The 19139-nt window shown below is 48.5% G+C and carries 16 protein-coding genes; 10 read left to right on the top strand and 6 right to left on the bottom strand.

From position 1 onward, the window contains the following. Positions 1-285: 285 nt before the first annotated feature. From IFU39_RS12360 to IFU39_RS12340, 5 genes are all read left to right on the top strand, one after another. Positions 286-1209, top strand: a complete 924-nt coding sequence (locus IFU39_RS12360; protein ID WP_091015614.1) for a proline dehydrogenase family protein — start codon at positions 286-288, stop codon at positions 1207-1209. A gap of 269 nt (positions 1210-1478) precedes the next feature. Further along, a complete protein-coding gene (locus tag IFU39_RS12355) occupies positions 1479-2036 on the top strand; it encodes a MarR family winged helix-turn-helix transcriptional regulator (protein ID WP_091015616.1) in 558 nt (185 codons plus the stop codon). Positions 2037-2162: 126 nt separating this feature from the next. Then, positions 2163-2642 carry a hypothetical protein gene (locus IFU39_RS12350; protein WP_105600826.1) on the top strand — a complete coding sequence of 160 codons (480 nt, stop codon included), beginning with the start codon at positions 2163-2165 and terminating at the stop codon, positions 2640-2642. A gap of 29 nt (positions 2643-2671) precedes the next feature. Next, positions 2672-3547, top strand: a complete 876-nt coding sequence (locus IFU39_RS12345) for an SDR family oxidoreductase (protein WP_091015619.1) — start codon at positions 2672-2674, stop codon at positions 3545-3547. A gap of 513 nt (positions 3548-4060) precedes the next feature. Continuing rightward, positions 4061-5776, top strand: a complete 1716-nt coding sequence (locus tag IFU39_RS12340; protein ID WP_105600828.1) for a sigma-54 interaction domain-containing protein — start codon at positions 4061-4063, stop codon at positions 5774-5776. 46 nt (positions 5777-5822) lie between these two features. On the opposite strand, the gene IFU39_RS12335 is transcribed toward IFU39_RS12340, so the two are convergent. Further along, on the bottom strand, positions 5823-7892 hold the full coding sequence (locus tag IFU39_RS12335) for an nSTAND1 domain-containing NTPase (RefSeq protein WP_192132929.1): 2070 nt from the start codon (positions 7890-7892) through the stop codon (positions 5823-5825). Positions 7893-8207: 315 nt separating this feature from the next. Here IFU39_RS12335 and IFU39_RS12330 point away from each other — a divergent pair, with 315 nt between their 5' ends. After that, a complete protein-coding gene (locus tag IFU39_RS12330; RefSeq protein ID WP_143786504.1) occupies positions 8208-8498 on the top strand; it encodes a hypothetical protein in 291 nt (96 codons plus the stop codon). A gap of 59 nt (positions 8499-8557) precedes the next feature. On the opposite strand, the gene IFU39_RS12325 is transcribed toward IFU39_RS12330, so the two are convergent. Beyond that, a complete protein-coding gene (locus IFU39_RS12325; RefSeq protein WP_192132927.1) occupies positions 8558-10228 on the bottom strand; it encodes a PucR family transcriptional regulator in 1671 nt (556 codons plus the stop codon). Between the two features lie 189 nt (positions 10229-10417). Between IFU39_RS12325 and ald the strand changes: the two genes are divergently transcribed. After that, positions 10418-11551, top strand: a complete 1134-nt coding sequence (gene ald, locus IFU39_RS12320; RefSeq protein ID WP_091015628.1) for an alanine dehydrogenase — start codon at positions 10418-10420, stop codon at positions 11549-11551. A 167-nt stretch (positions 11552-11718) separates the two neighbouring features. Here ald and IFU39_RS12315 read toward each other — a convergent pair whose 3' ends face one another. After that, the gene (locus IFU39_RS12315; protein ID WP_192132925.1) at positions 11719-12636 is read right to left on the bottom strand and encodes a PD-(D/E)XK nuclease family protein; all 918 of its coding nucleotides are present in this window, start codon (positions 12634-12636) and stop codon (positions 11719-11721) included. Positions 12637-13032: 396 nt separating this feature from the next. Between IFU39_RS12315 and IFU39_RS12310 the strand changes: the two genes are divergently transcribed. Then, positions 13033-13716: a serine/threonine protein kinase gene (locus IFU39_RS12310; protein WP_192132923.1), complete on the top strand. Its 684-nt coding sequence runs from the start codon at positions 13033-13035 to the stop codon at positions 13714-13716. Between the two features lie 101 nt (positions 13717-13817). Here the strand turns inward: IFU39_RS12310 and sigJ are convergent, their stop codons facing one another. The 3 genes from sigJ to IFU39_RS12295 are packed head-to-tail and all read right to left on the bottom strand — an operon-like array spanning position 13818 to position 16990. Further along, positions 13818-14729: an RNA polymerase sigma factor SigJ gene (sigJ, locus tag IFU39_RS12305; protein ID WP_192132921.1), complete on the bottom strand. Its 912-nt coding sequence runs from the start codon at positions 14727-14729 to the stop codon at positions 13818-13820. After that, a complete protein-coding gene (locus tag IFU39_RS12300) occupies positions 14719-16035 on the bottom strand; it encodes a phytoene desaturase family protein (RefSeq protein WP_192132919.1) in 1317 nt (438 codons plus the stop codon). The genes sigJ and IFU39_RS12300 overlap by 11 nt, the downstream gene beginning before the upstream one ends. Positions 16036-16093: 58 nt before the next feature. Beyond that, on the bottom strand, positions 16094-16990 hold the full coding sequence (locus tag IFU39_RS12295) for an AraC family transcriptional regulator (RefSeq protein WP_192132917.1): 897 nt from the start codon (positions 16988-16990) through the stop codon (positions 16094-16096). A gap of 129 nt (positions 16991-17119) precedes the next feature. Here IFU39_RS12295 and IFU39_RS12290 point away from each other — a divergent pair, with 129 nt between their 5' ends. Continuing rightward, on the top strand, positions 17120-18007 hold the full coding sequence (locus IFU39_RS12290; RefSeq protein WP_076214488.1) for a sugar phosphate isomerase/epimerase family protein: 888 nt from the start codon (positions 17120-17122) through the stop codon (positions 18005-18007). 48 nt (positions 18008-18055) lie between these two features. After that, a complete protein-coding gene (locus tag IFU39_RS12285) occupies positions 18056-19111 on the top strand; it encodes a Gfo/Idh/MocA family protein (RefSeq protein ID WP_091015637.1) in 1056 nt (351 codons plus the stop codon). Positions 19112-19139 lie beyond the last annotated feature (28 nt).

Raw genomic sequence — 19139 nt, 5'->3', positions numbered from 1 at the left:
GCTGCTCGCCTGAATTATTTTGCATGGTACTCATCACCAAATATATGTAGCAAAATCCGTGCCAACTCCGGTTGGAACTGAAATATTTTTCTTATTAAATTTAACTAAAGAAAGTTCACACTGCCCACTCCGATGACAGAACAACCTTCCAATCGCTGTTATCCCCAGATTTTTTGATTCCTTTTTATAAAGTTAAAATCTCCATGAAAAATAGTAGACCATCGCCAAATCTGGCACGTTTCTTGCTTGAATTAAGGATGCACAATGCTGAAGGAGGAGACGAAAATGAGTGTGGGAACGGAAATATATCGCAAAACCTTATTAACCGTGGCAGGCAACAAAGCTGTAGAGAACCTGTCCATTAGATATGGTAAGAAGCTGGCAGGCAAATTTATTGCAGGAAACACCTTGGAAGAAGCTCTCGAAGAGATCCGCATACTCAATAATAAAGGCATTATGGCTACGCTCGATCATCTTGGCGAAGGCATCACCCGCCTGAGCGAAGCGGCATTGTACAGGGATGAGTATGTACGACTGGTAGAAGGCATCGCACGTGAAGGTGTAGACTCCAACGTCTCACTGAAACCAACCCAGATGGGCCTCGCACTGGACCCGGAAGAGGGCTATCGAAATATCCGGGCCGTTGCCGCACAAGCCAAATTGCATGATCTATTTGTCCGAATTGATATGGAGGATAGTCCATTTACTCAAGCAACGCTGGATATTGTTCGAAGACTGCACTCGGAAGGACTGCACAATACGGGCACAGTATTGCAAGCCTACCTGCATCGCACCGAAGAAGATACACGCGATATGATTCGGGAAGGCATCCGGCTTCGACTGGTTAAAGGTGCTTACAAAGAACCCGGATCAGTCGCCTATCAGAATACTTCTGAAGTCATTCATCAATTCAAAACGATGATTCGTAATCACCTCGATCAGGGTGTATACACTGCGGTTGCCTCGCATGATGATCACATCATTAACTGGACGAAACAATACGCCAAGGATCGGGGAATCTCGCCGGATGCCTTTGAATTCCAGATGTTATATGGTCTGCGCATGAGCGAACAGGAACGTCTCGCCAAAGAAGGTTATCGCATTCGCTGTTACGTACCTTATGGCACCATGTGGTATCCGTACTATACCCGCCGTTTGGCCGAAAAACCGGCTAATCTCTGGATGGTCGTTAAGAATATGTTCCGATAATTATTCTCCATCTGGATCAATATATGAAAAAAGACAAAAGAAAACCATGTTGCCTCTTTTTTTCTGGGCACATGGTTTTTTCAGTAAGAACACTTTACCAGAGCATCCAACCTAGGAACCTCAGTAACGTTATTCCGTCATAAAATGGCTCCAAATTCTGAAAATCGACCAAATCAACAAAATAAAGCTTCTTCATATATCCCTGGCTTCTGGATAGAATGGTCTAAACAAAAGTTGACAACTATATAGTTAGGTACCATACTATATTTATGGACAATCAAAACAAATCAACAACTGATATGTACCTCATCCCTTCGTTAGTACAAACGAAGCGTCAGGTTGATCGCTATCAATTAGACGTGGATGCACAAGCCGTGCTTGTCGCATCCAGACTGATGGTAGCAGGAGCCAAACTTGGGCATGCTGCGGAAATCCATTTCTCCAGATTCGGTTTATCTACAGGTCGATATCGTCTGTTGGCAGATCTTGAAGATCACGAAGGGGAAGAACTGCCCTCCCAACTGGCGGAAAATCTGGGTGTAACCCGTGCTACTGTAACTGGTCTAATCGAGATTTTAGAACGAGACGGACTGGTTGCTCGTCGGACGAGTTCCGTTGATGGTCGTCAGAAGTCAGTCATTTTGACCGCCAAAGGTGCAAAGAAGCTAACGGATATGGCTGCGGAACATTTTGCCAGACTGGAAGCGATGGTCGGATTACTTACGATCGAGGAAAGGAGTGTGTTTCTCAACCTGCTGGGGCGTGTTACACAAGGTATTGCTGCACTTACAGATGAGTCACGTGACTTCTTCGAACCAAAATCCTAGGAGCATAACGAAGAAAGGGAACCGGGCTAGTTCAACTAGCCCATTTTCACCCCATATAGTTAGGTACCTAATTATATATAGATGAAAGCAAATTAGTGATTTCTATACAAAAAAAGGAGTAGTGATATGGTTAACCTTAATGACCCCGTTCATTCCGAGGAAGCTTATCCAAACCAAGCCGCTAATCCTCCCCAAAAACCTTTTGTGCTGTGGCGTGAATTAATCCCGGCCTACTTGTCTCCTGCCATCATGGCAAGCATCGGGGGAATCGTTACCGCTGATAAAGTCCTTCAGTTACGAGCTTTAACAACGATTGGAGGGGCGTCTCTGCTTATGGCTCTATGGGCCGGACTCTGGCTTCGCAACCGTGAGAACCGCACACGGTGGGTGACGAAAGCACCCCGAGTCATTGTGGTGGGTTGCTTGGCACTTGCAGGCGCGGGGTTTGGCTTTGTGGCGGCATGGGGGATTTCTAATGTATTGCAGATCGTAAACCCGAGTTCTTCATGGGCTTGGTTGGATCATATTGGGTTCGATTTTCCATTGTCCGGTGCAATAGCTTGTACGATCATGTCATGGCGCTGGCGAACTTACATTACCAAATAAACAAGTTCATTATAAGGAGAGATTGAAACATGATTACTATTATTGGAGCAACAGGCATGATTGGAAATGCACTTTTGAGACGTTTGCTGGAAAGAGGTATTCCCGTACGGGCAGTAAGTAGAAAGCCGGATAAGCTTCGTCAACAAATGGCGGACTTGGCATTGTCCGGGATTGAAACCTGTGCTGCCGATGCAAATGATTCCGAATCGATGCGCAGAGCTTTGGCGGGTACCAGTCAACTATTTCTAGCATTATCCAACGACCCTAAACAAGTGGAACTAGAGACATCCATTATTCAGATGGCTGTGCAAGAAGGAGTGGAGCATGTCGTCAAAATATCCAGCCCAGCATATGACGAACGTTCACCAGTAGCTGTAGCAGGCTGGCATGAACAAATCGAGCAAGCTCTAGTGAAATCCGGGATGACATATACGATGCTGCGGCCCTATGCTTTTATGCAAAATCTGCTCCGACTCGCACCAACCATTACAACCCAAGATGTATTCTTCGGCTGCATTGGAGATTCCCCATGCAACTTCATTGATTGCCGAGACATCGCAGATATTGCCACAGAAGTGCTGACTAGAGCCAAACCAGCGAACCGCATCTATACGCTGACGGGTTCCGAAGCATTCACTTATGCACAGATTGCAGATAAAATGTCCACCCTGTTCAATCGACCGATCGGATTCCTCAACCTCAAACCCGAGGAGCTTCGAACGGATCTGATCGAACATGGACAGATGCCTCCTTGGCTTGCAGACCACGTTGTGGAAATTCAGACGATGTCTACAGTTGTGCCAGAGAAGCCGACGGATACCGTTCAACGCTTGCTTGGCAGAGTGCCGCGCTCGCTCGATGCATTCCTGAGAGAGCATCAAGATACATTTAAACCAAGGCTGTAACCAAGTCATACATGAGATAAGGAAAAGTTAAGAACTTCCCATGATTTACGTCCGAAGACTGTCAACCACTAATTAAAAGAGAGAGAACCACAATTTTAAATGTCTAATTTTCTGGACACACCCATTTATTATTCAAAAGTTAACCTAATTGTAGCATTAGGATAGAGGCATTCGCATTGATCTGTATTCCGCCTGCTAGGGTCTGCAGATCAACTGCCGATGCAGTGAATGATTCCGTAATGAATGGGCTCCGTTTTGATAAAGGGTGAATTGGTTCGCCTGTACACCTGCCACGATGAAAAACACCGCGTAGTTCAGCATTACAAAAACAAAATTAACCACTATTTCCGATTGTCTTATGTATGATTCATGTCAAAAAATCTATACACACTTCACTTTGAAAGCTATAATATGGATAACTATCTCACTCAAATATTTCCATCTACTCAGATCATAAGAGTTCCTTGTAATAGGTACAGTTCTGAAAGTTATGCCCTAACTGAGGTGATATCGATGAAACATTTACTTCCAGATTTAATGTCTTTACTGCGTACGGATATGGATGTTCTGGATACAGACCTCTCCACACTTACCATACCGTCCTCAACATCGTTGATAGATGCCTTCTGCTTATTCGACACATCTTCTTATTTATTCATTCAGGATGATGGACCCCTATTGGGATATATCGCCGTATCCGATGTTTTGCATGCCATGATGCATGCGCATCGCCTGATAGAAGCTTATTTTGAGACCACACTGGAGACAGCGGGTTCAGCTCTGACATTAATTAATGAAGATGCCAAAGTGGCCTACTGGACAACTGGCGCGGAGCATGTTTTTTCGATCAGCAAAAAAGACATCATTGGACAACCCGCAGCGGACTTTTTCCCTCCAGATCGGTTACAATCTCTCAAGACGTTGTATACCGGCGAAACGGTCTATCGCAAACAGCATCAGCCACGGCCCGACCTCTTCGCCCTGATTAATGCTCGTCCGGTCCAACTGGATGGACATATTGTGGGTGCAGTTGCTGCCGAAGTGGATATAACAACTGAAATCCGACTACATCAGGAACTATTACATATGACCTCCAAAGTCCAGCATCTGGAGAAAGCCGTTGCTCGGCTACGTCCCGAATTAGATCCATTTGCCAGAATCAAGGGCAGCAGCCCGGTCATCAAGCAGTGCATGGAGACCATTCGCAAGATCAGTACCACCTCAGCAACCGTACTTATTCTCGGGGAGAGCGGCACAGGCAAGGAGTTATTCGCCAAAGCCATTCATGATCTCCGTGAATTGCAGACTGCACCGTTCATCGCTATTAACTGCGGGGCAATCCCTGCATCATTGTTTGAAAGTGAATTATTCGGCTACGAGAAAGGTGCATTTTCCGGAGCGGATCCCAAAGGGAAAAAGGGCAAGATTGAGCTTGCCGAAGGGGGTACTCTTTTTCTGGATGAGATCGGTGAGATGCCATTGGAATTGCAAGTGAAGCTGCTTCGGGTGTTACAGGAGAAGAGTTACTTTCCTGTGGGGGGAACACGAGTGAAACAGGCCGACTGCCGGATTATCGCTGCGACCAACCAGAATCTACTGCGTATGATTGCCCGCAATCAATTCCGAGAAGATCTCTACTATCGACTGAATGTCATTAACCTTGTCATCCCTCCTCTGCGTATGCGCAAGGAAGATATATATGAATTAACCCAGACGTTCCTTCAAGAATTCTCATTGCTCTATAACCGTCATATTGAGTTGGTTCCACCTGAAGTGTTCAAGTTGCTGTTCCAATATGATTGGCCAGGCAATGTACGTGAATTACGAAATGTGATCGAACGCCTGACCATTCTGACGACAGATGGTGAGGTGAAGCAGGAATATCTGCCTGATACCCTCACTTCCCTCACGATGCAAGAACAGTCCGAAGTTCAACTGACATCTGGATTTCATTCACATGCCAAGAGCGAAAATCAGCAACGTCAGGATTCGGTGGGAGCAAGAGCAGAAAAAGAACCTCGAGCGGTTGCAAATGTGGACGAATTAGATCACTCCGATGATTCCGAACTTGTCTCCGGTGTTACCTACCAGCAAAAATTGGACACCCATGAGGCCCAACTTCTAATTCAATATCTGAAAGCAGCAGGTGGCAACAAACGAACACTCGCCAAGCAACTTGGCATCTCCAGGGCAACGCTCTATAATCGCATGAAGAGGCTTGGTCTATGACCAGCCTCTTCTTGTCTTTATTATAAGTATATGAATGAATAGAACCCTACAAAATCCGCGCCAAGCGAGTCAGCGCTGTTCTGATATGGCGATAGAATGTCGCCCGACTCATGGAACACGTCTGGGCTGCGGCAGTTGGATTGCCAGCATGCGTCCAGTAGGCCGCGTATAACAGCATCTGATCCTGTGGAGAAAGGCCATGTACTCTGCCTTCCAACAGATCCATGACATACAGCTGTAACTGGATTCCATCCTTTACTCCTCTAACCCTGCCAGCATATTCATGCAATTCTCCCGGGGAACGAAGATCCCCCAACATCTTGCGAACATCCTGTTCAGTCCAGATTACACCATCCAATTCCGTTGTTTCCGGCTGTATCCGATGCTCTGTTGATTCCGGATCAAGCAGAGACATGACCCACTCTCCGAATTGTCCACTACGCAAATCCAAATCAAGTACGTCCGCTTGGTCTTCATATCTGTCACAGACACGAGTGCGGGTTCTTCGCATCCGGAATCCAATACTTTGCAAAAATAGTTTTAGGTGAGGGTTCGTTGCAACGAGCATGGCTCGCGCACCATCACCCAGCAGAGACAGTCGGTCTAGTGCCATGTATCCTACCAGTTCTTCTCGTGTATAACCCGGCACGTCATCTCTTGCCGCAGCCAGCAAAGCAAAGTGCGTATCACTCTGATCCGGATCACTCTCAAGCTCCTGTGGTGTGAAGCATTCATGTATCTCATTTGGAAAATATTTCAGGAGCAGCTCACTGCTATCCCTATGTACAAGTACTGTGATAAACATGGCGATCGTCTCGCCGAGCTTGTCACGCATCAATACGATCCCTTCGGGATAACGTTGTGCCAGTTCATCCAGGAAGGGGCCATAGGATAATGCCTGCCATGGTTCCACGCTGTAATCGCACCATTGCTGTAACAAACTCTGTAAAACTGGCAGGTCCTCGCTTCTCATCGGTTCAAGAGGCGAGAACAAGGAATCACGAGACACATCCGCGTATTTACGGTGTTGAAGCATCGATTCCTGACAGAGCAACAGCATTTTACGGGCTATTTGCCGACGCTCATGGCACCCTGCCTGTTCATGCAGCTGTTTCAGTAACTTCGCAATTTTGATACGCATGCTCTGCAACCGATGTGGCTCACGTTGACGGAAATCCCGCAACAGATGCACCCTGGCCATATCATGCAGGGCAAGACCATCCGGGCCGGAACGGATAAACGACATCTGTCTCAACATATGATACTCTTCTTTTGTCACGGTCATATCCAATACGGATGATAATAATTCCTGATTGGCTGTCTCAAGCAGTGTCAGTACCTCCACTACGGGATGCAGACGGGGCGTCGTAAGCTCCAATAATAATCGAGCACTGATCATATGCGACAGTTCAGCCCATTCGGACTGTGGAAGATTCCTCCTCTGATCCGCAGCTTCTACAGCAAGGGCCAGTCCCAGCGGATGTCCATCGGTCATTCTCGTAATGGTACCTGCCATCCCCTGATTCAGAAAGCCTGCCACCGTGATATATTCCGTAATCTCATCAATTGTGAAATGTTGAAGCCGCATCTGTATAAACCTCTGATGTAATCGGGGATGTGTCCGCCAGGTGGATGCCAGTTCCGGGCGTGATGCAAGAATGACAAGTATGCCTCTTAACGGAAGTTTGGATATAAAGACTTCCATGAACCAACTTTCCAGCAGTGCGAGTTCTTCATAATTATCCACGGCCAGAACCAATCGTTTATCGACCGAAGTGTCTTTCAGCAAGCTGAGTGGTCGCGGGTATCCTTCACTATCCATTGTTTCCAAGCCTAATGTAGAGGACAAATAATCCATAAAAACGGAAGGAGTCGCCCCACATGATCGACCATCCATCCAGATTGCCGTCGCACCTCGATCCCGAGAGACAGATAACATCTCTGAAAGCAAGGAAGATTTACCAATGCCTCCCATGCCCGTAATTGAAAATATGGTTAATGGGGCTTCCGGATGATTGAACCACCGCTCCAGTGTCGTCAGTTCCTTGGTTCGACCAATGAAACGTTTGCCATCCTCAACATATTTGTCGTATTGAGCCTCAGTACTGTTTCCCATATATGTCCTCCGTACTAGATACTGGTACTTTTAATATACTTTTTTTTCTCACAAAATTGAGACTATATTGAGACGCGCAATTGCATGTGAAGTGATAGAATCTTGTTAAAAGCCAATTTATAGGAAATATTCAAAACAGCGGACATGGAAACGTTTAACACGGTATATAGACGCCTCCACGCTTCTTCTCAACGTAATGAATCATTCCGCCGATCAAACACAGCCAACATGCATATGAGCATTTACTGATCTCGAATTCATGCTTCCCTTTCATTCCCTACTACCAGCCCGATATTCCAGGAAAGGCGGATTTGTGTGAGAATAAACCTCGATATCTGTAATCTGAGCGGACAACTTGGAATCAATCCCAAACGACTTAATGAATGGCTGCACCAAAGTGGCATTTCAATGGAGGACAATGAAGCAGAACAGGAAGGACGTCCCGACCGGTCGTCACCCCCGTATCGGCTGGCTGCTCCTTCTTCATTATCACTGGCACCTTCCTCCGGTCAAACGAAGCTTTTTCGGGGCCGACGCTCCACTTCCACTCTGCAACGCCTGCCTGCTTCATTACGACATACCCGGCGAATTAGTAAAAACTGCTAGACTGTGCTCAAGGTAGTGTAAGATCGATGCACAGTCTGTCCTGCATCCCTTTCACCTCATCAAGAGGATTGCCACTGTCCATTCTCAATCATCGCGTGCGCCAGCAGCGCCATCTCCAGACAGATTCTTCTCCCTTGATCCATGTAACCTGGACCCATCAGTTCTTCCAGCTTCTCCAGTCTGTTGTACAACGTTTGCCGATGAATAAATAACTGGGCGGCCGCATCCCGCTTGGAACCAAAGTTCTGCAGGTAAGCATCTAACGTCTCTACCAATCGCAGGTGATGCGTTTTGTCATGTTCAATCAACATACCCAGGTGATCCTGGACAAAGGGTTGCAGGAAGGATTGGGGTAACGCCTTTAACATTTGATATATACCCATACGTTCGTAAAAGTGAACATGTTCCATCGAATCTACCGATCTCGAAACTTCGATCACCTGGTAGGCCTCCTGAAGGCTCTCCGGCAGGCTGGTCAAACGGTTGCGTAACTTGCCAAATCCCACATGAATCATAACCTGTTTCAAGTTACGATTGGCAAACCGTTTTACATCCTGGGCAATCCCTTCCAGTAATCGCAGCAGTTGATGACGTGCAGCGGCCGTTACCGCTTCCTTCGCACAGCACAGATATACCAGGTTGTTCTTCAGCATAATCAAGCTAGGCAGATTATTCTTCTTGAGCAGGGAACGCAGCAGGACAAGAACATCCTGATGATTCGCTTCCATTCGCTCCCGGCCTGTACCCTTCAATCGATGCTCAATCTCGATGACCCCTCCTGCAAACCAGTACTGCCCCTTCACCAGCAAACGAAGCCCCATTCGAGTCTGAGCCTGTTCCTCCTGATGGATGTTGCCATTCATCAGATCCTGGATCAGTTCATTCTGATTGCGGACCATCTTCTCCTCAAGAAACTGGGAACGAAGCGTGAGCGCTGCCGCCGCCTTCGCCGTATAATCGAGCAACAGCTTGAGATATTCTACTGGAGCTGCGGGATGTACAATCATGCCTACAGCCGAAAATACCTGGCCAAAACAGACGACCGGATGACACAACAGAGCCTTCTCTTCGTCTATGTGGAACCATAATTCGGTATCTGAATCATTCAAATCCAGATGTTCTACCTCCTGCTCATACCAGGTATAGATGGCCTGTTCCATCTCCGGAAGAAGTTCGGGCACAAAACTGCCCGGCTCCATGGACGAAATGTACACCACCGGTTTGGCGGCATACTCATGTAGCAGGTTCAGCACAGCAGACATATCCGTACTCTGTAATGTTCGTTGCTGAAGCTGACGGGAGTATGCTTCGAGACTTTTCAGCAGTTGATGTTGATGATTAATGAGCAGAGAGTGAATATCCTGTGTAATCTCGACAAAACGGACCGGTTGCTCAAATACGATCAGCGGAAACTGGTGTCTGTCCGCCAGTTCAATCAGTTCTTCCGGGATCCCGTATATGCTGGTACCAAACTCCACACATAACCCCGCTGCCTCACTGCCAATGAGCTGGAGCAGATACTCTTCACGCCCTTCTTCCGATTGAAGCCACAGTCCAGTGGATAAAATAAGATCATGGGGGCTTACGAATGGAGATACATTCGTAATCTCCAATACATGAACCCAGCCAACCTGACGGTTCACTCCATCCTTCCCTGCCGCTAGTCGTGCTCGGCCAAATACCGGACGTGCAAGGATATCTTTGATCGTAAACACACGGTCATTTCGCAATGGCTATCCCTCTTCGTGTTATTTTTTCTTACATTATAGTCCATGGACAAATGTCCTGAACAGTCTTTTTCGACAATATGTTGAGTTCAATTCCTAAAAATTAGACATCAAGTAAGGTGCAAAACGATTATTCAAGTCATAAACTTGTAGTATAAGCTAACAACCAATAAATGGACGAGGTGCATGGTGATGAGAATCGGAATTCCCAAAGAAATCAAGAATAATGAGAATCGTGTAGCAATGACTCCAGCCGGGGCTGCTGATTTCATCAGAGCCGGTCACCAGGTACTGATTGAACAAGGCGCCGGGATCGGCAGTGGATTCACGGATCATGAATATCAAACTGCGGGCGCCGAGATTCGGATTGATGCCAAGTCCGTGTGGACCGAAGCCGATATGATCATCAAGGTGAAAGAACCACTTGCCAGTGAATATGGATATTTTCGTCCGGGACTGATTCTGTTCACCTACCTACACCTCGCAGCGGAACCGGAGCTTGCCAAAGCCCTTATTAAAAGTCGGGTAACGGCTATTGCGTATGAGACGTTGGAGGTCAACAGCGCCCTCCCCCTGCTAACCCCTATGAGTGAAGTTGCAGGCCGCATGGCCTCCCAGATCGGAGCACAGTTACTGGAGAAGACCGAAGGTGGGAAGGGTATTCTGTTGTCCGGTGTACCCGGTGTCAGTCGGGGGAAAGTGGTCATTATCGGTGGTGGAACGGTGGGAACAAATGCAGCCAAAATTGCCATTGGCCTTGGAGCGGATGTAACCATCCTTGATCTGAATCTGAATCGTCTGCGCCAGTTGGATGATATCTTTGGCAATCAGATCCACACGCTGGTATCCAGCCCGTCCAACATTGCAACAGCTGTTGCGGCGGCAGATCTGTTGATTTGTGCGGTGCTGATTCCGGGCGCCAAGGCGCCAACACTTGTCAGCGAGCAAGTGGTTAAGACGATGGCACCGGGCTCGGTCATTGTGGATGTGGCGATTGATCAAGGTGGGATCGTTGAGACCATTGATCATATCACAACCCATGATGAACCGACCTATGTGAAACATGGTGTCGTGCATTACGCGGTGGCGAACATGCCAGGCGCTGTGCCGCGTACATCTACGGTGGCGCTGACCAACGCCACCATGCCTTATGCGCTGCAGCTGGCCAACCACGGTGCAGCCGCCGCGATTCGCGGCAGTTCGTCCATTCGCAGCGCGGTCAATGCGCTGAATGGACACATCACGTATGAGGCGGTTGCCCGGGATCTCGGGCATGCCTATGTTCCTGCGGGTCAGGCGCTGGAGAATGCCGCCGCCGTCCAGTAATCTTGAACTGATCGTTCCACCCGGCGCATAGTCGCCAGGCCTGTGGAACGCAATAGAAGCGCGAGTCGGGCAGATGATGTACCCGGCTCGCGCTTCTTGATTTTTTTCACATATAGAATAGCTTGTTGGTTGGTATAAGGCCTTTAGGTTCCTCCGGTTTTGGCGCTTCAGACTGCTCGCTCACTGCATACTTCGCGGAAGTTACAATCCCGGCAGGACCGGTGCGATGGCATCGCTGTGAAGTAGGTGACGTCCTTGGGGCGGTTATAATACTCATCCTCCACGCAGGATCGCATCTCCTCGATGTAACGCCCTACGTTCTCTTCTACCTTCTGTATATCCTCTTCCGTTGCGGTAAACTCTCGGTGCTTCCCGGTTAACAGGTACTCCACTCGCAGCTCAATCTGCTCCAAAGGAACCCGGTAGTGCTCTCTCACATAGGATGCGTACAGCATTAGCTGATCCGAGAAGTCATCTTCCTTGCCTGTCTTCCAGTCCACAATGACAATATTGCCGTTACTACGCCGATACAATAAGTCCATCTTCACATAAACGCGCGTATCGTGCAGCATCATGGTATCCCATTTCTCAACCTCCAGAATGTCCGTACTTGCCCGGGACAAGTCCTCCCATGTAAGCGTCTGGTACAGGTTACTGACACAGGCCGAAGCCCGTTCCTTAATCGTGGCGACTCGGTCATTCAACGTATCATCGCCGTAATAGATCTCGGACAGCATCGTGCGATTCTTGGGGTTAAGCCGCCACTGATCCGCGTCCATGGATTCCACATACGCCTGATTCAGCAGCTTGCGTATCGTCTGTTCCAGGAAATGTTCACGCGGTTTATCTTTGCCCTCTTCCCTGCTGCGTACCGCCGACTCACACATCCGATGCGCGAGGTCCCCGAAGACAAGGTACAGATTGCTGAGCTGCTTCAAACGGTACAGACGAACCTGCATCTCATCAGCAGAGTCTGTCTTCCAGCCGTTATGGGCACCGTAATAATGATAATAATATTTTCGCAGGCACTCATCGAACATACTCGCCCGCGACTGCGAATAAGACCACTGCGGGTATTGTGCCATAAGTAATCTGCCTTTCTGTATGCCGGACCTGCATGAGATCCCTTAATGCTCACAGTATAAAGCCAGGGAAACATTGCCGCAAGCGCGCTTCCGTTATTTTCTTTAGACGCAACCGTTTCCGATTCGATCCGTATCGTTTATATAGTAACATCACCAAAAGATGAAATTGCGGAGCAGAACGCTTAATATACTTTATAGAGGGCAGCGAATCCGGGACCTGGATGCTAGTACGGGTATAGCCCGGGGCCAGTGCGGGCCCAGCGCAAACGAATCTCACACACCTTATCACATGGATCACGAGGTTTTACGGAATCTAACGAACCCCAGACAAGCTAATTAGAAAAAGATTATATGAAAAAAAATTGTACAGGCATATCCTAAAAGGAGGCACCACCCATGAATCGACCGGATTGGTTCCAGGCGGAAGAAGCATTACAACAGATCCAAGTCATCGGAAGCGACCGGAATGAGCTCGTGAACATCATCGGCGATGTAGAAGGATTGAATTGCATTGGCACCGGTACGGATGCGGCTGTATTTACGTATGACGGCTTGCCGCAGTATGCCTTCAAGATGTACTCGGATCATGCCTTGGACAAACTCGAAAATGAAAAACAGGTATACGAGCAGCTCAAAGGTCTCCCATACTTCCCTACCTATTATGGCAGCGGCCGGAATGTGCTTGTGATCAGTTTCGAACCCGGGGATACGTTGCTGGAATGTTTGGAAAAGGGAATCCCCGTCCCCGAGCAGGTGATGCTCGATGTGGACGCAGCGCGAGAAGCCGTTCGCAGCCGTGGGCTAAACCCTCGCGACATTCATCTGAAAAATGTAATTCTCCAGAACGGACGCGGGAAAGTGATTGACGTATCCGAGTATATTCAGGACGGCAATGACAATCGCTGGGAGCATCTCGTCTGGGCTTATCACAACATCTATCCGCGGATTAAAGGAACGCCCATATCTCCGCGCATGCTGCAGACGATCAAATGGGGGTACAATCAGCTTGATCATGCCAATGTCAAAATGGACGATCTCTCCAAAAAGGCGAATAGATTGTTCTCCAGATTTATGAAATAAGCATGTTGCAAACTCACTCCAATAAAATAACCCGGATGATCGCCAAAGATTGGCGATCCTCCGGGTTTTGTTTGTCTAATGCCATCTCTCCCAAATAAACCTTACCCTAAATTCAAATGCCGCAGCTTATCTGGATTACGCATGAGATAAATCCGTTGAACGCGGTCGTTTCTGAACGCAAGACTGACAACAGTTGGGAATGCCTCGGAGGGGCTGCTTAATACAAATCCAAGTTGTCCGTTGATCTTGACGAGCCGCACAGCCCCCATGCTGTCACTTTTGGATACAAGCCCTTGAATGAACGCAAGAACTCGCTGGCTTGATGTAACGGGTTTAATTGCTGCCATGACTTTACCGCCACCATCACTATACAGCACGATATCGTCCGAAAGCATTCTGAAGAGCTCTTCCATATCTCCAGTAGAGGTGGCCTGGAGGAAACGAAGTGCAAGCTGCTCGGACTGTGCGCTGGGGGTCAACTTGACTTCCGGCTCGTCTTGGATTTTACGTTTGAGACGACTGTAAATCTTGCGGCATCCCAGCTCCGTCTTGTTCACGAAGTTTGCAATATCGCAATAATCAAATTCGAAGGCTTCTCGTAGAACAAATACCGCGCGCTCAATCGGAGTTAGCCGATCAAGCATGACAAGAAAGGCGTACGAGATCGTATCTTCCAGTTCAATCGTTTGGAGTGGATCCTGCCCCGCTGCTGAAGCCGATCCTGGAGCAACCATGTAGTCTTGCACTAGAGGTTCGGGCAGCCATGGCCCGATATATACCTCTCTTTTTTTACGTGTTGATTTCAAGTAATCCAGACAACGGTTCGTAACCATTTTGCATAAGTACGCTTTTAGGTTACGAACAGGGCCACCCTCCTTATGGATATCCTGCTGTTGTACCGTTACAAATGCATCCTGCACCAAATCCTCAGCATGAGTGACAGATCCTAACATACGATATGCGATGGAAAGAAGAAGAGGTCTGTACGTTCTGTATACCACATCAAGCTCCATGATACATCCCTTCCTTATCTTTTTCTCTACCTGCTATTATCATTTGAGCAGCCTCTTTCGCGCTCGCTAAAGATGCGTTAATCAACATCCCCTCAGCTCCTACCCAATCGCCAGCAACATAGAGTCCGGGTCTTCCTTTGACCGCAGGTCCAGGCCTGCCCGGGAGGCCGCCATTCGCTGCAACGATGCCATGCGAGACAAGCATTCGCGGAAGGAAACGCTGCTGAACGACGTGCTCGCGCCACGCCGGCTGAATGAAATCAAGAAAGCCCTTAAGCTCGTGTTCATCCTGCGTGGGGTCCGAATGGATTGAAGCCGACAAATACTTCATGACATGCACAACCTCGTTTGCCGGGTTCTCTGATAAGGAAGCCGCGGCGGAATGGTTGGAGTAGTACAACGGGTAATCGGCGCCTAAAACAAATTTCGTCTTTGGTTGAGGCATCCCCGTTACGACAAGATCCAGACACGCGGCACGAACAGGAGTTAACTTTTTATAGGCTTCCACTTCCATGGGTGTAAGAGCGGGATTGAGGAGAGCTAGCGTATCCATTGGACCGGCAGTGGATATCACGTGGCGAGTCGTCAACTGTGAACCATCTTTTAAGGAAACCATCATTTGGGGATAACCTCCGACAATTTCTCGTACGACCGAGCTTGTGCGGATGGATACACCCGCCTGCTGAGCTTGTTCTGTCAGCCGACTAACGAGGAATTGCCAGCCTCCATCTATATACAACACTTGGTCCTGTTTGAGTTGTTCAATGACGGCGCCAGCACTTACCTGATCAGGAGCATCGCAATAGGTGCTCAAACGTACGAGCCCAAATACGACACTACGTACACGTGGACTGGAAACCAGGGTTTCCAGGTAAGTCTGCAAACTAACGTTATGCAAAACGGATGTATCTACCTTTCGGAGAGAACTGTAGAACCGGAGAAGCTGGCACTTCTCCCCCCATTTCAAAAACGATCCGAGCAAGAGCTGTGCTAGAGGAATCGCCCTATAACCGCTGTTTGTTCCTTCGAACACCAATGTGCCTGGCGGTTTTGGTACTGATCCGGTAGGTGTTACACCTACCTCTTTCAGAATGGGAAGCGCACTCTTACTGAGAGCATGGGCTCCCAAGTTTACGCGTGCGGCTGCGATCTCAGTCGAAATAGCCCGGCCTCCGGGATGTTTTCCTTTGTCGAGCAACAGTACAGTCTGGCCCGCCCGTGCCAGATATATCGAGGCGGTTAATCCGGCAATGCCTGCTCCCACGATGACAACATCCCATATCGGCTTATTGTGATTCTGTATCATGTATATCAATCCCTTCCGCTTGATGCATACATGACGATGAACGGAGCATTTTTGTGACTCAACCTTCTTTCTTCAACCGCCACTGGGAGGGAGTCATCCCCTTGTATTGCTTATACAGTTTCGTAAAATAGTTGGCGTTGTCACAGCCGACTCTGGCGGCGATCTCCGTAATGGTCAGACTACTGCCTTGCAGCAGTTGCTCTGCCTCACTCATTCTGCACCCGTTCACGTATTCAACAAAGGTACGTCCGGTCAGCTTTTTGAACATTTTGCAGAAGTGATACGCATTCAGTCCCACGTGGCTTGCCGCTTCCGTAACAGACATCTTACCTGTGGGGTCCGCTTCAATCTGTGCAATCAACTGTTTGAAACGTTCGCGATTGGGAAAATACGATCCCACTGATCGATCCGGCAACTGCTGTGGCATAAAGGTTCGCGCAAGCAGGGTGAACAAAGCATGCAGTTTGGACTTCACTACCAGCTGATAAGCCGGGGGCTGTAACGCCATTTCCTCCACAGCTTCATTCAGCAAAGAATAATAGCCTGTGCAGGCTTTGTTTTCCTCTGCCGGTTTGACCGGAAACCTCACCCTTCCTTCCAAATACGGCGCGACATATTGCTCATGCACAGGATCATGAGTGAAATCATGGAACAGTGCACGGTTGACCACAACGGAATCATAATGCACATCCTCGTCATCCAGAGCATATCCGACATGCAATGTACCTCCAGGAATGATAATGACCTCACCTGCTCGAACCACATAAGGTTTGCTATCAATATGAAAAAGCGCACTTCCCTTGCGCATAATAATCAGCTCAAAATGTTCATGCCAATGCAGATACAGAATACATTCTTCCGCTTTCATATCTGAACACCGATTTTGGAACAGCTGAAATGGATGTGATTTATGGTCAATTCGGGTATTTTCGTGAAGCGCTTTCAGATCCAGCACGACTTCTTCCCCCTCTTCACAAGATCCGACTATTATTACACAAGATTGTTTAGAGCCATCCCTTTAATCCACGGCTATAATGAATGTGTCACGAAGTACTATAAGCCAATATTGGAGTGAAATACAACCATGAATAAATCATTACGCATCGGTACCCTTGTAGGCGGGCAGGACGCCGTCCGCGTTATCCCGCAGATCATGCAACACGGCTTCGAATCATTTAACCTGACCTTCTGGCAAACAACTGGCGACCTGGACCTGGCAGAGACAGCCAAACGTGTCCGTGAAATCGTGGACGAACAAGGTATCGTCATCTCCGCGGTGAGTGTATTTGGTAATCCGCTCACCGGAGCCGGAGACAACGCCGATACATTGGCGAGCTGGGAGCGAGTGATCGATCATGCACAGCTCTTTGGTGCAGATATCGTCTCCGGGTTCACCGGACGATTAACCGACCAACCCATTAACGAGTCCATCCCCCGGTTCAAGGAAGTATTTGGTGAACTGGCACGCCGGGCAGCAGACCGGGGTGTACGGATTGCTTTTGAAAACTGTGATATGGGGGGAACCTGGCAGACAGGCGACTGGAACATTGCCCATAACCCAACGGCCTGGGAGATGATGTTTGATGCTGTCCCTGATGAAAATGTTGGTTTGGAGTGGGAGCCTTGCCATCAAATGTCCAGCCTGATCGATCCGATTCCACAGCTGCGCAAATGGGCTCACAAAGTCTTCCACGTACATGGTAAAGATGCCACGATTGCCTGGGACATTGTCAAGGAATACGGCGTACACGGTCCACGGGAATTTGTCTGGCACCGCACCCCGGGCTTCGGGGATAACAACTGGGCAGACATTATCACCATTCTGCGTCAGAACGGTTATCAGGGCACGATTGATATTGAAGGCTGGCATGATCCCGTCTACAAAGACGAACTTGAAATGACCGGACAGGTGCATGCATTGCGATATTTGAAACAATGCCGCGGCGGCGATTTTGTGCCCAATCCGGTATAGGAAACCATGCGAGCTGTATAACACAATCCATGCGAAGGAGATGAGAACATGACTCATCCTTATCGGGTAATTATCGCCGGCTGCGGTGCCATGGCAAACACGTGGGCGGATTATGCCTTGCAAAGGCCAGATACAGAAATCGTGGGACTGGTCGATCTGTATGAACAGACAGCCCTTGCTTTTGCTACAAGACATGGGCTCACCTGCCCTACGTTCACCGATATCCGTGAAGCCATTCAAGCGACTGGTGCGAATATCGTATTCGATGTCACGATTCCGTCGAGTCATTACGGCATTGCTATGACAGCGCTGAAGGAAGGTTGTCATGTATTTGGCGAAAAACCACTGGCAGAGTCCTTCTCAGACTGCACAGATATTGTGCAAACCGCTCGCAGTACAGGACACATTCAAGCCGTCATGCAGAACCGCCGTTTCGATCCGCGTATCCGCGCCTACCAGCACCTCATTTCCGGCGGAGCTATAGGGCAGGTAGGTTACGCAGGGGCTGACTTCTTCCTCGGGCCACACTTTGGCGGATTCCGGGATCTGATGGATAGCCCGCTGCTGCTCGATATGGCTATACATACATTTGATCAGGCACGATATATTCTCGGAGCCAACCCTTTATCGGTGTATTGCCATGAGTTCAATCCTCCAGGTTCCTGGTATCAGGGCAATGCGATGGCGTTATGTATATTTGAGATGTCCGACGGGTCCGTATTCAACTATCGCGGTTCCTGGTGCGCGGAGGGTGTACCCACATCATGGGAAGCAAGCTGGCGCGTAATCGGTGAAAAAGGGACCGCCATCTGGGATGGTCATGATGACATCTATGCTGAGGTGCTTGCTGCGCAAAGCCTGGATGCTGACGGCAAACCATCCTTTTTCCAGCCAAGTGAGCGAATTGAAGCGGAACTGCCTGTCATGGACAAAACAGGTCACCATGGCTGCCTCGAAGATATGTTCGCTGCACTGGAATCAGGCCGATTACCTGAAACGGATTGCAGTGATAACCAGTTCAGCATGGCCATGGTCCTCGCTTCCCTGGAAAGCGCCCGCACAGGCCAGAAAGTCTTCATCGCCGATCTACTGAAAAACACATAACAAAGCGCCTGTGTTTTTCAATTAAACA

It is taken from the genome of Paenibacillus sp. CFBP 13594, assembly GCF_014842675.1.
GTDB lineage: Bacteria > Bacillota > Bacilli > Paenibacillales > Paenibacillaceae > Paenibacillus > Paenibacillus amylolyticus_B.
The sequence above is the reverse complement of the archived record's forward strand: the minus strand, read 5'-3'. Positions and strand labels throughout refer to the sequence as shown.